The sequence below is a fragment of the Foetidibacter luteolus genome (assembly GCF_009650435.1).
Lineage (GTDB): Bacteria > Bacteroidota > Bacteroidia > Chitinophagales > Chitinophagaceae > Foetidibacter > Foetidibacter luteolus.
In genome coordinates this window covers 56757-70667 of the sequence record NZ_VVIP01000052.1, presented here as the reverse complement: position 1 = coordinate 70667, position 13911 = coordinate 56757, and the positions used below count along the sequence as shown (strand labels likewise).

General features: G+C 44.1%; 13 protein-coding genes. 8 read left to right on the top strand and 5 right to left on the bottom strand.

Annotated elements, in window-relative coordinates; translation table 11 throughout:
- Positions 1-223: 223 nt before the first annotated feature.
- The 3 genes from F0364_RS16485 (at position 224) to F0364_RS16475 (ending at position 3573) form a co-directional block, all read left to right on the top strand.
- The gene (locus F0364_RS16485; protein WP_153798905.1) at positions 224-916 is read left to right on the top strand and encodes an HAD-IA family hydrolase; all 693 of its coding nucleotides are present in this window, start codon (positions 224-226) and stop codon (positions 914-916) included.
- Between the two features lie 271 nt (positions 917-1187).
- Positions 1188-2453 (top strand): DUF5690 family protein, encoded by a 1266-nt coding sequence (locus F0364_RS16480; RefSeq protein WP_153798904.1) that lies wholly within the window; start codon positions 1188-1190, stop codon positions 2451-2453.
- Positions 2446-3573, top strand: coding sequence for a TIGR03364 family FAD-dependent oxidoreductase (locus F0364_RS16475; RefSeq protein ID WP_153798903.1), 1128 nt, complete (start codon positions 2446-2448; stop codon positions 3571-3573). Before F0364_RS16480 ends, F0364_RS16475 begins: the two co-directional genes overlap by 8 nt.
- Before the next feature lie 403 nt (positions 3574-3976).
- Here F0364_RS16475 and F0364_RS16470 read toward each other — a convergent pair whose 3' ends face one another.
- On the bottom strand, positions 3977-4759 hold the full coding sequence (locus F0364_RS16470; protein WP_235921132.1) for a PLDc N-terminal domain-containing protein: 783 nt from the start codon (positions 4757-4759) through the stop codon (positions 3977-3979).
- A 72-nt stretch (positions 4760-4831) separates the two neighbouring features.
- A complete protein-coding gene (locus F0364_RS16465) occupies positions 4832-5611 on the bottom strand; it encodes an SseB family protein (RefSeq protein WP_153798902.1) in 780 nt (259 codons plus the stop codon).
- A 368-nt stretch (positions 5612-5979) separates the two neighbouring features.
- Here F0364_RS16465 and F0364_RS16460 point away from each other — a divergent pair, with 368 nt between their 5' ends.
- Positions 5980-6252 (top strand): hypothetical protein, encoded by a 273-nt coding sequence (locus F0364_RS16460; protein ID WP_153798901.1) that lies wholly within the window; start codon positions 5980-5982, stop codon positions 6250-6252.
- Positions 6253-6337: 85 nt separating this feature from the next.
- Positions 6338-6658: a hypothetical protein gene (locus F0364_RS16455; protein ID WP_153798900.1), complete on the top strand. Its 321-nt coding sequence runs from the start codon at positions 6338-6340 to the stop codon at positions 6656-6658.
- A 374-nt stretch (positions 6659-7032) separates the two neighbouring features.
- Here F0364_RS16455 and F0364_RS16450 read toward each other — a convergent pair whose 3' ends face one another.
- Complete coding sequence (locus F0364_RS16450; protein WP_153798899.1) at positions 7033-7764, bottom strand: class I SAM-dependent methyltransferase; 732 nt, start codon at positions 7762-7764, stop codon at positions 7033-7035.
- 71 nt (positions 7765-7835) lie between these two features.
- Here F0364_RS16450 and F0364_RS16445 point away from each other — a divergent pair, with 71 nt between their 5' ends.
- Both F0364_RS16445 and F0364_RS16440 read left to right on the top strand, forming a co-directional pair.
- A complete protein-coding gene (locus F0364_RS16445; RefSeq protein WP_153798898.1) occupies positions 7836-8462 on the top strand; it encodes a Zn-dependent protease in 627 nt (208 codons plus the stop codon).
- A gap of 167 nt (positions 8463-8629) precedes the next feature.
- Positions 8630-8866 carry a hypothetical protein gene (locus F0364_RS16440; RefSeq protein ID WP_153798897.1) on the top strand — a complete coding sequence of 79 codons (237 nt, stop codon included), beginning with the start codon at positions 8630-8632 and terminating at the stop codon, positions 8864-8866.
- A 335-nt stretch (positions 8867-9201) separates the two neighbouring features.
- Here F0364_RS16440 and F0364_RS16435 read toward each other — a convergent pair whose 3' ends face one another.
- The gene (locus F0364_RS16435) at positions 9202-11073 is read right to left on the bottom strand and encodes a tail fiber domain-containing protein (protein ID WP_207632725.1); all 1872 of its coding nucleotides are present in this window, start codon (positions 11071-11073) and stop codon (positions 9202-9204) included.
- An 824-nt stretch (positions 11074-11897) separates the two neighbouring features.
- Positions 11898-13520 carry an ABC-F family ATP-binding cassette domain-containing protein gene (locus F0364_RS16430; RefSeq protein WP_153798895.1) on the bottom strand — a complete coding sequence of 541 codons (1623 nt, stop codon included), beginning with the start codon at positions 13518-13520 and terminating at the stop codon, positions 11898-11900.
- Between the two features lie 179 nt (positions 13521-13699).
- Here F0364_RS16430 and F0364_RS16425 point away from each other — a divergent pair, with 179 nt between their 5' ends.
- Positions 13700-13906: a hypothetical protein gene (locus F0364_RS16425; protein ID WP_153798894.1), complete on the top strand. Its 207-nt coding sequence runs from the start codon at positions 13700-13702 to the stop codon at positions 13904-13906.
- Positions 13907-13911: the final 5 nt, after the last annotated feature.

The window sequence follows — 13911 nt, the reverse complement described above, 5'->3', positions numbered from 1 at the left end:
AAGCCTAATCAGGGCGTAAGAAAGAAACGTGCTGTATATCGTTTCTTTCTTGACTTTTTTTACGCAACCTACGATTTCGGTTGCCTTTTTTGGTCAAGCCTGTCCCGGACTTGTTCCGGGTACAAAAAAGTAAAACAGCGTTTTAGCTTTCTATAACGCGAATTGTAGCCAGAATTTATTGTTCCAAAAATTTTTAAAATACGTTTCAGCAAAACCAACATACATGAAGCATGACATCCAGTTAGTAGTCTTCGATATAGCCGGTACTACTGTAAAAGACCATGGTGAAATTGCCATTGCCTTTCAAAAGGCAATGGCCGAAAACGGTTACAATATACCTGTTGAAAAAATTAACCCGCTGATGGGTTATAAAAAGCCCGAAGCCATCAGGCTTATGCTGGAAGAATATGAAAGCGATATTGCAGCCATCAATGCAGCGTACATCAACAGCATACACGATCGCTTTCTTTACCTGATGGTAGAGCACTACAAAACCACAGAGCAGTTGCAGCCCATGCCACATGCGGAAGAAGTATTTGATTACCTGAAAAAGAACAACATAAAAATCGGGCTTGATACAGGCTTTTCAACAGAAATAACCAATGTTATTATCAGCAGGCTGGGCTGGCTGGCCGATGGCAAGATAGACTATGTAGTATCCAGCGACGAAGTACCTGCCGGCAGGCCGCAACCATTCATGATACAGAAGATGATGAAAGAAGCCGGCATTGAAGACAGCAAAAAAGTAATAAAGCTCGGCGATACAGAGGTAGATGTAAATGAAGGTAAAAATGCAGGTTGCCTATATTCTATTGCGGTTACCACCGGCGCCTTTACCCGGCAGGAGCTTGAACCCTATGAACCATCTTTTATCATTGATGATTTGGAAGAATTAATAAACATCCTGGAAAACTGATTTTGTATATGGGTTATGTTAAGCTAAAGGAAATGCTGGTCTCAGAGAATATTATTGAGCATTGACAATTCAATATCGTTAGTAAAGATGTCAGCCCAAGTTCCGAAACTTCGGAATCGAAGGCGCATGCATGAAAAGCAAAAGTTATAAACCGGTTTCGACAAGCTCAACCTGACATTGGTTTCTTAACCAAACGTCATTGATGCAAAATTCATCATTCACTACTCAACACATGACAAAATCAAACCGCCTCCAACGAAAACTGGATAGTATGCCTCCCTGGCTGATATCTGTATATGCTGCCCTCTGCTCTTTTGCAGTATACTTCTGCATGTACATTTACCGGAAGCCTTTTTCAGCAGCAGGTTTTACAGGCATGCATTTTCTTGGCGATGATTATAAGATATGGCTGGTATCGGCGCAAACAATCGGCTATATGCTGGGCAAGTTCTATGGTATTAAATTAATTGCCGGCATGAAAGGGGAAAAGAGGGCAGCGTCTATCCTAAAACTCATCCTGGCAAGCTGGGCATCGCTGTTGCTGTTTGCTGTTACACCAGCGCCGTACAACATCCTGTTTTTTGTAATGAATGGCTTTCCGTTAGGTATAATATGGGGCCTTGTATTCGGCTATGTAGAAGGCCGCAGGGCTACAGAGTTTATCGGCGCGGTACTGTGTGTTAACTTCATTTTTTCATCGGGCGTGGCCAAAAGTATTGGTAAATCAATAGTTTTAAACTGGCACATATCAGAATCGTGGATGCCATTTGTTGCCGGCGCTTTATTTGTTGTTCCGCTGGTGGTTTGTACCTGGTTGCTTAACCATACACCGCTGCCTTCAGCAAAAGATATTCAAAACCGGGGCATACGCCATCCTATGACAGCCAGCGACCGTAAGAATTTTCTTTCTATTTTCTTGCCAGGCATTGTTATTATTGTTACCACCTATGTTTTGTTAACCATTTTACGGGATTTCAGAGACAACTTTGCCAACGAACTATGGACAGAACTTGGCTTTGGTAACCAGGCCGCCATTTTTACTACTACTGAAATACCGGTATCCCTGATTGTGCTGTTTTGTATGAGCCTGCTCATCCTGGTTAAGAACAACATGAAAGCTTTTTTAATTAACCACTACATTATCATGGGTGGCTATGCTTTGGCGCTGGTATCTACCCTTCTGTTCTTAAACAAATCCATCAGCCCGGTTTTATGGATGACAGCTATTGGCACCGGGCTTTACTTAAGTTACGTTCCTTTTAACGCTTTATACTTTGAAAGAATGATTGCCAGTTACAAGGTAAAAAGCAATGTGGGCTTTATTATTTACATCGCAGATTCATTTGGTTATCTCGGCAGCGTATTGTTCCTGTTTCTTAAAAAACAAATAGGTACCGGCCTGTCGTGGACAAGTTTTTTTTCAACCGCGATTATCATTATTTGCATCGTGGGTATTGCCGGTACCGCAGTAGCGGCAGCCTGGTTCAGGAAAAAATATTCATCTATGCAATTAACACAACAAACAACTTATGCCTGAAAAAAAAGCGATTGTTATCGGGGCCGGTATTGTGGGCCTGGCAGTATCAAAAAGCCTTGCCGAGAGGGGTTACAAGGTAACAGTTTTTGAAAGAAATGAAAAAGCTGTTAGTGCCTCTATCCGCAATTTTGGAATGGTATGGCCCATTGGCCAGCCAAACGGATACTTATATGACAGGGCATTGCGCAGCAAAAGCATCTGGAAACAGGTATGCGATGGCGCCGGGCTTTGGTACAACGAAGTGGGCAGCCTTCACCTTGCCCACCACCCGCTGGAGTGGCAGGTCATCAATGAATTTGCTGAAGCCTATCGACCCACACGTAGTGTAGCAGCCATCAGCCCTGCGGAAGCGGTTAAAAAGTCTGGAGCTGTTAACAGCAATGGCCTGCTGGGCGCTTTGTGGAGCGCCGATGAAATGATTGTGGAAGCAAGGGTGGCTATTGAAAAAATACCGGCCTACTTAACGGAAAAATATGGTGTTGTTTTTCATTTTGGAAAAGCCGTAACAGCTATCCGGCATCCAGCCGTTACCGCTGCCGGGGCAGTGTACAACGCCGACGAAATATATGTTTGCAACGGTGCAGATTTTGAAACGCTGTACCCCGAAATTTTTGCAGCCAACTTTTTTACCAAGTGTAAACTGCAGATGATGCGTATTACTGCGCAACCCAATGGCTGGCGCATTGGCCCTTCACTTTGTGGCGGCTTATCGCTTATACACTACAAAGGTTTTGAAGCCGCGGTTTCTTTGCCGCAGTTAAAAGACCATTTCAAAAAAACACTGCCAGACTATATTAAATGGGGCATTCATGTTATGGTATCTCAAAATGCCGAGGGCGAGCTAACCATTGGTGACAGCCATGAGTATGCCCAGGTTTTTGACCCGTTTGACAAGCAATTTATTAACCAGTTAATTGTTGATTACCTTAAAAAATTTGCGGTGTTTAAAGACTGGACCATAGCGCAAAGCTGGCATGGCATTTACCCTAAAAAAACAGATGGCCAAACAGATTTTGTGCACAGCCCGGAACAGGGTGTTACCATTGTTAACGGCCTTGGCGGCGCAGGCATGACGCTAAGTTTTGGCCTGGCCGAAGAAGTGGTAGAAAAAGCTAAATAACGTAAGTTTTGGGTATCGCACATACCTATATTGAATACCCTTACTTACTTTTTTGTCTTGACACAAAAAAGTAACAAAAAAAGTCAAGGAAGAAACGATATACAGCACGTTTCTTCCATTCGCCCTGATTAAGCTCTTGTACTACTGTTATGTCAACAGTAGAATGTTCTTGTACAAGGCATGCTAAACTTAATGATGCAGTTAAATGAATACCCTATCTGATTTTTATTTTTATATATCTGAATATCAGCCCAAAACTCACGTTTACTTAAGCAGGGGTAATTGTGGGATGCTACATGGTGGAAAAAGCCGCCATGAAAAACCGGACGTACAAGTGAGTGACACAACAGGCGATGCCATGAAATACTGTTGCTGGTTACCAAAATGTCTTTTTATACAGCCGTCAGGCTGCCTGCATTTTTCTTAATTCTTCCCTCACTTTAGAAAACCACTGGTAATTGTATTTTCTTTCTCTGGCACTAAGGTGAGGGGCCTCGTCCAGCATTTCCTTAAACAGGTTACGGGCTTCATCTGTGCGCCCTGCACGCTGCAGGAACATGCCGTACTCGTAACGCTGCTCAAAGTAAGCATAACGGCCCTTCATGAAAATAAACTCTTTTTCGGCCTGCTGGCTGTTGCCTGTTTTTTCCAGTGCTATGGCATACAACATGTGCGCTTTTGAACGGGCAAACTGTGGCAGGTTATGTACTTTTTTATAAATTTTCAGAATATCGTTGTATCGCTGCACTTCTGCATAAGCCAGTATAAGTTGGGTAAGCACATGCTCGTTTTCGGTAAAGGCGCCGGTAAGGCTGCTTTCGTACAACTCTATGGCCCGGTTGGTGTTACCGGTTTGCAGGTAAGCATCGGCCAGCATTACACGGTTATTGAACGTATCAGAAAAGCGCAGTTGCTCTTCCAGTTTTTTTACCCTGCCGCCCGGGTTAATTACCGATCCAATGCCGGATTGCACATTCTTAAGCTCGTTGCCGCTGAACATTTCCATAAAAATATAAGCCAGGGAGCCTATAACGGGCAGGAAAACAATTAGCCATATCCATTTGTTCTGGGTGCCTTTTTTAAGACAGTGTATAACGCAAATTGCCTGCAACCCAATTGTTAGATAATAAAAGTAATTGCCGCCGAAAAACATATTCTCTAAAGGTTTGGTGTGTTTACAGGCCAAAAATAAAGTTTTGACGTTTGCCGTGTACAGGCGAAGGACAGTTTAGAGCAAGTTTTAATAAGTTATAGTTGGCTATGGCTTTTTGTAGAACAGGGCACTCTCTACTTTTCTAACACTTGCCAGCCATTCTTCTGTTTCCAGTATGGTAACTTCCAGGTTGGGTGCTACGGGTTGTTCCTGCAGCACGCTTTGCAGCATGCTTAAAGCGGCAGCTTTGGCCAGGGGGGAATTATCTATAAGTTTTATTCCGATTACAATGCCGGGTTTATCATTTTTAAACTGCCCGTACTGGTACGCTTCGCTAACATTTTGATTGCTGTTAAAAGCATCAATAAGTTTTTGAATAATACCTGGCGAAAGCGGCGTTACCGGTGTGCCTATCAACACTTTGGTGGGCTGGGCCTGCTTGGCGTAGCCGGGGGTACTGTTATTTCTGTCAAGCACAAACATGGTGGGTTGCCCGCTGTTAATTACCAGCCTGCTGATATCATTTTGCTGGCACACGGTAAATACATCCTGCGCCCGCATAACAGTATAAGGGGCCTTTTTATTTGCAGACCAGGCAATAAGCGATTGTTCTGTGGTAAAAGCGCCCAGGGCTTTAATGCCATCCAGCAAAAACAGCGAAGAAAGCTGCAGCATAGTACCGGTTTCACTCGTTTGCCAGCCGGCAGGGCCATCATTTTGGGCAGAAGGTAAAAGCAAAAAAGAATTTCCGGCCAGTAATTCCAGCATAACAGCATTGTAATTAATGTCAGATGGATACTGCTGCCAGGTATCAAGCAGGTAGTTAAGTTTGGTGTTCTCTATGGCGGCGTTACCCCAGCCGAATAATTTTTTAAGGAATTCCATACTACGGATTTAAGGATTGCTCATGCTTACAAATATAACCTTCGGCCGCATTGTTTGCAAACAGCGAGGCCAATTTAATTAAACCTTAAACCGATGATTTATAAGGCTTTCAGCAGCGTCAACAACCCAGGTTAACTACCTGTTGTCTCAATTTTAGACAATCCTTTCCACTTATGAAAAACATGGCATTTATTTATCTCTGTAAATCATTGGCTGCCAGTTTGTTTATGTCTGGCACAACAGTTGAAAATACCTCTGCAGGTTTTTCATAGGATATTGGATTAAAAACGGGGCCGCATTTCCATGCAAGCCCCTTTTATTTTAAAACCGTAAAAACTACCTAAACAAATTATACAACTGCAAACACTATGATGCACATTAAAAGCAAATGGAACTTCAGGAACAAAGATTTTTCTGTAACCTACAAGATTAATAAAGACACCAACCAGGTGCACGTTTTTACCAGCCCTGCCTACGAAGGGGAAGTACATACCTATAAGATTTATCCCGATACCATCTCCCCCGTCATTAATGCCTGCACGCCAGAAGAAGAAGTAAAAGCCAACCAGTTACGCAACTTTTTGCTGTCAGAAGTTCCGGATATCAACAGCCATTACAGCTTTTTTGCCTCCGCCCGGTAATTACAGGTATATACATATATGTTTTGAAAACAAAAAAAAACTTATTACAGCCTTAGCACTATTTTTACCGCCGTGTTTAATTACTATGGCTAAGGTTGAGTTGATGCATATTCTTGTTCCTGTATTGCTGCTGCTGGTAGTGGTTTTGTTCCTATTCAGCTACCGTAAAGACAGGCCGGTTTACCAATTGTTCAAAGAGGCGCAGCATTGCGAAGACAATGGAGAGTTTATGGCTGCTATCGAAATTTATGAACTGATACTGGAGCAATACCGGCAGCTTAAATTTAAGGATGGCCAAATGATTAAGCATGTTATCAGAAAACTGAAACAATTGCGTACCAAACATGGGCCGGATATGCCGGTAGCCTCCACAAACCAGGGTGCAAGGTTGTTTATTAAAGGCTAAGTTTTCAAGCTGCATTTTTACTTATCATCCATTTAGCCCTACATGTACTTGATTACATCCCACATCTAACACTTACATATTACAGTTACTTCGTAAATCGTACTTGTTTACATCGTACATCATCCACCTAACATATTACAGGTACTTCGTACTTCAAATTTCGTACTTGTTTACATCGTACATCCCACATCAAACATCTAACATAAGTAAGTACTTCGTACTTCAAATTTCGCACATGGGGGGTGTCCCTCGTACCTCGGGCCGGGCTTTCCGCTCATACTCCGCCACAAAGCCGGGCTGCGAAGGCTTCAGCGGGGTATCCGCTTCAATCCCTCACCGGAAAGTGTAACAGGCTGTTGCTTTTGCGGGCAGGTTTATTCAGCTTTCTCAAATAGTAAAAAATGCTGTATGCGCAAAAAATCGCCGCGGTAAGCAAGGGTAAAGCCGTTGGCGGCTAATTCTTTTGTCAGTTGGGCAACAGTGGTTTTATGCAGGCGTTTTATACGTACGGCATCATCTTCCCCACGGTACTCAATCAGCAGCAGCCTGCCTTTTTTGCGCAATGACTTTTTAATGGCCTGCAACATTTCCCTCGGGTACTCAAGCTCATGGTACACATCTACCATAATGGCCAGATCCACACTGTTCTCCGGCAGGTTGGGAGAAAATTCACTGCCCTTTATAACCTCAACATTGGTTGCCCCTTTTTGCCGGCTGCGTTTCTTTAGTTCATCTATCAGCTCGTTCTGTATTTCTACCGCGTATACTTTGCCCTGCGGCACTTTTGGCGAAAGCTGAAAGGTATAATAGCCTGTGCCTGCTCCAATGTCTGCAATAACGCCGGAATCCCCTACATTAATTTTGTCAATAGATAGTTGGGTATTCTCTTCATCCGGCCGGCTTTCCCTGTCAAGCCAGGCAGAGCCTGATGCGCCCATAACTTTAGCTATTTCGCGGCCCAGGTAAAACTTGCCGGTGCCACCTGCGGATGCGGGGCCTTTTACATAACCCGAGTCCTTGGCACCCCCGGGCTTAACGCCGGTTTGTCCCTGGCAGGCCACCATGCCGGTAAACAGGAAAAAATATGGCAGTAGAATGAATTTCATAGATGGTGAACAACAAATGTCAGCTTTTTTAGTTTTAATAAGGCTTGTTACAGCCTTAGCAATTATCCGTTATGAAAATAGTTTCAACCAAACCTGGCAACTTACGCCTTAGCCATGCTTTATACGGCTTGTTCTTCCTGCTTTTAGTACCTGCCTGCCGGCATGTAACCGTACATAAAAAGCGGGTTGTGGTTATACAACCTTTCACTGATTTTTCACCAGGCCAGGCACAAGCGGTTTACCGGCAACTTCAGCTTGTTTGCCCCGGCGCCATCCTCCGCAAGCCTGTAGCCCTTCCGGCCAGTGCCTATTATGCGCCACGCCACAGGTACAGGGCAGATTCGCTGATACGATGGCTTAGTGCATTTGGCAATGCAGATACGGTATTGATTGGCCTTACCACCAAAGACATAAGTACCACCAAAAACGGCAAAGCAGACTGGGGCATAATGGGCCTGGGTTACCTGCCGGGGCATGCCTGTGTGGTATCTGCTTTCCGGGTTTCCAAACCTAAGATGCACAGCCAGTTGTATAAGCTGGCCGTGCATGAATTGGGGCATACGCAGGGGCTGCCCCATTGTTCTGTAAAAACCTGCTTTATGCGGGATGCGGAAGGCGGCAACCCCCTGGACGAAGAAACAGCCTTTTGTGCTTCCTGTAAGCTATTTTTGAGTAACCGGGGCTGGAACCTGAAATAGTAAAGTTGATCTTCAAATGACAAAAAAACAACTTAAGGCTTCTCATACCATACATTATCATTTCCGCTGTATTAGCCTATTGCTGGTACAATTTCATAGCTGGTTTTTATTCCCCAACCTGGCGACATTATATTGGTCTTGCGCTTTTTACAGTTGTGAGTTTCTTTTTGTTTAAGCGCTTAAAAGCGGCAAGAATTTTATTGGGCGTATATCTTTTGCTGGCAACATTTAATATCATTGCTGTTACAGCAATCATCAGGACAAATTCCATAAGTATTGGCCCGGTAAGCACACCTCCCGTACAGCTTTTAAGCCTATTACTACTTGTTATCTATGCCATTTTAAACACCGATTGCCTTATTGAAGAGTATCTCGACTACAAAGAGAAAAATAAGGGCCTGTAAAAAACTCACTATCCTTAAGCACAGTTCACCGCAGGCTTAACGCCAATGTAATTTAGTTAAGGATGTCAGCCTGACCCTGTCGAAGGCGTATGCCTAAAAAGTAAGGCCTATAAAACGGTTTCGACAAGCTCAACCTGACGTCTATTGCTTAACTTAATGATACTGATTAGCAGCGTGTTACACTTTAGGGTGAGGGATTGCAGCGGATACCCCGGTGAGGTATTACGCCTGGACCTTGTGCCGGAGGATGAGCAGTTTTGTCCGGCCACTTACACAGCTTGCCCTCTAAAGCAAGTACGTACATCTCGTATTTTACATAGAACATCTTTAGTTGCCTACTTTATCACCAGCATTTTTTTAGCGCCTGCCAGTTTTCCATTAACCACAAGTGCATAACTGTAAGCGCCTGCGGGCATAGAAGAAGCATCCAGCTTAAGGTTGCCTGCGCCATAGCCATTTACGTTTATTTGCTGCCGTGTTTTTCCATCAGCATCGTACACAAATATTTTAGCGGAAGTATATTTTTGGGGCAGGTGATAACTGATGGTTGTAACCTCTTTAAAAGGATTGGGTATATTCTGCTCAAGTGTGGCGGTTGTGGCTATTGCTGTATGATAATTAGCTGATTCCAATGCAGCTTCGAGACGGGTAATGCGTTCACTTAACTTTTCATTTGCTGCCGACAGCTCTTGCACAGCTTTTACCAGCGGCACCACCAGCCGGCTGTAATCAATGGCATAATTATCATTCTCATTCTGTGGCGCATACACAGCATTAAAAGTGTAGCCCTTTTTCTTACACAATTCCTCAATTTCCTGGGCTATAAAACCTGCCTGCCGCTGCCTGCTTTTTTCTGCAAGCGCAGCAGTATAAGCCGTTGTTAATTGCATTGCTTCACCAGGGTTTTTGCTGCGAAGAAAATTTTCCAGCCTGGTATAGTTCATATTATAAGTAACCGGGTGCAACTGCTTAACAAAATCAAGCCCGGGCACATCATTATCCTTAATGTTGTCTTTAAACCTGCCGTCGCTTACAATGGTTACCCCACCCGATGTGGCAATCGTAGTGGCGGAAGTGCCCAATTGCATTTTGTTACTGGCGTTAATTACCGCGCCATACCCAATAGCTGATGAATAACTGATGCCTGTTCCTGAAGCCTGTGTGTTTGCCCCAAGGAACAAATTGTAAGAATTGCCCGTATACAGTGAACCTGCATTGTAACCCAGGGCTGTATTGTTGGCGGCCCCCCTGTTACTTAAGAGGGCATTGTAACCAATTGCCGTATTATTGCTGCCGCTGTTATTATTATACAAAGAGCGAAAGCCCACAGAAGTATTGTTGTTACCGGTACCAAGCACATTAAGCGCTTCATAACCCGCAGCCGTATTGGCACTACCGGTGGAGGCAGCGCTGCCTGCATCCGGACCGGTAAAGAAACTATTAAGGCCCCCAAGAGATAATACCGGCTTATCCTGTAAATAAAGGCTGTTGCCCAGGTAAAGGTTTTGCCACTGTTTAGCGCTATTGCCCAGGTTTAAAGAATCATTGTAGGCAGGTACAAGGCTGGAGTCAACAAGAGCCTCAGGCGGGCCTGCCGGTGGCGGGGTTGAGCCGTTGCGGATACAAACAGAATCAAGAATTTCTTCTGCCAGTATCCTTTGAAAAAGCACATCATGTCCGGCATTGTTCATGTGCACGCCATCCCCGCTATTGTAGGTGTAAGCTATGCTATCCTTTGATGATCCCAAACCAGTGAAAAAATCCACCGCTTTTGTTCCATAGGTATTATTGGTCCAGGCAATCATGGTATACTGGTTAGCCACTTTCTCCGCAGTAAAATAGTTACGCGGTTGCGGGGTAGCCACCCAAACAGGTACATTAGCGTTATCCGCTGCATCCGTAAGCCGCCTTATATTATCCTGGCGTTCCTGCTGGGTATAGTTTTCCACTTCATCATTTGAGGGGAAGTTGATAATTATCGCATCCGGTTGTAATGACAAAGCTTTGGTGATGTTGTAATCAGGCTCCGGAGCAGGCCTGCCCAAAGGTGGAACATAGCCTGTAGGTTGCACCATATAGGTGCTGTACCTTGAAAGAATGGTGACTGAAGCACCCGGGTTAATTGCTTTTACATAAAAATTGAACTTTCGGGCCCAGCCACTATCCCTGGGTTCAGCGCCTATACCTAATACGGTAGATGAACCCATCACTACAATTTTAAATGGCCGATTGCAAAGCTGGGCATTAGCTGTAAAGCAAATCAAGAAAAATGCAATACTTGCAAGCGTTTTCCTGGTATACATGGTTATTGAATTAAAGGTTAACTAATGCACGGGGGGAACGAACAAAATAATAAATACTGTTATTAACCGCCAGAGGGCAGTAAAAATTTAACGAAGCAGTTTTAAATGGATTAAAAAAAACTAAAAATATCCTTTAATAATAACGTACGTACATATAAAAGACAGCCGGTTGGGCATGCTTTACCGCATATAACAGGAATAACTAACTTGTTGATAATTACCCATAAAAATGTAATGCAAAGGTTTACATTTAGCCATACCGTTTGCAGTGCCAACGGCCTGGCTATAAGGTTTTAAGGGCTTAATACTAATAGGCGTGGAGCATTTATATAAACGTGCTGTTTACAATTACTTCGCAGTAATAATAAATAGCTTATCTTTCCATCATATTAACGGGGGTTAATAAATTAGAAGGAGGAGTATTTTTATGCTTCTCCTTTGCTTTTTACAGTATCCGGGTTTACCGTTATTCAATCGGATATAAGTTTTCTAAAGACAATTCATTCAAATACCAGCAGCGGTTTTTCATGGTCCCGAAACTTCGGGATTGCGTCGCAAGCACTTCATCTTTCAGTTATAATGGCGGCTCCAGGTTTATGCAAAATCTTCAAAACTGAATTCGGACAGCATCTTAGAAGCAAACAAAAAAGCGCCTGCCGTTTGTAACAGCAGGCGCTTTATATATATTCATCCATCTATGCCATGCTTAAAGCTGGCAATTGCGCATATTAATACATTTCCTGTCTCAGTTGTTTTACCCGTGCATCTTCCAGGTATTCATCAAACGTCATCAGGCGGTCTATAATGCCTTTAGGCGTAAGCTCTATAATACGGGTGGCCACTGTTTGCATAAAAGTATGGTCATGCGATGTAAGCAACACAATACCCGGAAACACCTGGCAGCCATCGTTGAACGCCTGGATGCTCTCCAGGTCAAGGTGGTTGGTTGGCTGGTCAAGAACAATAAGGTTAGGGTTCTGTAACATCATGCGGCTAATCATGCAGCGAACTTTTTCGCCACCACTCAGCACGTTTGTTTTCTTAACAATATCATCGCCGCTAAACAGCATTTTGCCCAGGAACCCGCGCAGGAATGGCTCATCCGCATCTGTTACATGCGAAGGCACAAACTGGCGCAGCCATTCAATAAGGGTTAGGCCCTCTTTAAAAAATTCGCTGTTTTCTACCGGCAGGTAGGCTTTGGTAATGGTGGTACCCCATTCAAACTTCCCGGCATCTGCCACAGCATTACCATTGATTATTTCAAAAAAGCTGGTAACAGCTAACGGGTCTTTGCTTAAGATGGCAATTTTTTCGCCCTTGTTTATGCTGAAGCTTACTTTATCGAATAACGGCCTGCCATCTACCTTTTTGCTAAGGTTTTCAACATTAAGTATCTGGTTGCCCACTTCACGCAGGGGCTGGAAGATAATGCCGGGATAACGGCGGTTGCTGGGTTCTATTTCTTCGATAGTTAATTTTTCCAGGGCCTTCTTACGGGATGTGGCCTGCTTGGATTTGGATGCGTTGGCGCTGAAGCGGGCAATAAAATCAAGCAATGCCTGGCGTTTTTCCTCCGTTCTCTTGTTCTTATCTGTTAACTGGCGGGCTACCAGTTGAGAGCTTTCGTACCAGAAGGTATAGTTACCGGTGTATATTTTTATTTTCCGTTTATCAACATCGGCAACGTGGGTACAAACCGCATCCAGAAAGTGACGGTCGTGGCTAACCACCAGTACAATATTCTGGTAATCGGCCAAGAAGTTTTCCAGCCAGCCGATGGTTTCAATATCCAGGCCGTTGGTGGGCTCATCCAGCAGCAGTATATCCGGGTTGCCAAACAATGCCTGTGCCAGCAGCACACGCACTTTCATGTTGCTGGGTATATCTTTCATCAGGCTTTGGTGCAGGCTGTCATCAATACCCAGGCTGCTAAGCAGGGTACCGGCATCGCTTTCTGCCTCATAACCGCCCATCTCACCAAATTCCCCCTCCAGTTCGGCGGCACGCATGCCGTCTTCTTCAGTAAAATCTTCTTTGGCGTAAATTTTTTCCCGCTCATGCATTACGTCCCATAAATGTTTGTGACCTATAAGAACGGTATTCAAAACAGTATTTTCATCAAACTCGAACTGGTTCTGTTTTAAAACGGCCATACGTTCACCCGGCGTAATTTCCACGTTTCCCTTATTGGGTTCTATTTCGCCGCTTAAAATTTTAAGGAAGGTAGATTTACCGGCACCGTTAGCGCCAATTACGCCGTAACAGTTGCCTTTAACAAAATTCAGGTTTACTTCATCAAACAACACCCGCTTGCCATAAGCGAGGGTTATGTTTCTGGCGCTGATCATGCTTGCTCCTTTGTTTATTGCTGTCAAAACTCCCTGCCGGGCAGGGTTTGAGGGCGCAAAATTAAGGATTGAAGCCCAGATAGCACATTATGTTGAGTGTTTAATGTTTGCGGTTTTTTTGCTGTGTAAGTGCAAAGAACAATTGAGGTACGAACTACCTATAATATGTGAGCTGTTTTATGAAATATGTACATCATCCCGGTACTTCGCAGTTCTTTCTTTGTACTGGCTTTTTGGATAACGTGAAACTCTCATTCCGCAGAGTGGCAATTGGCAGGTTGTCCGGCAAAATTTCTGGCGCCGGAGGCGGCAGAAACAAGGCTATCATGTGGGAAAAGCCGCATAGCGGACAAGGCGCAGAAGAGTGCGACGCAACGGAAGCCTAATACCT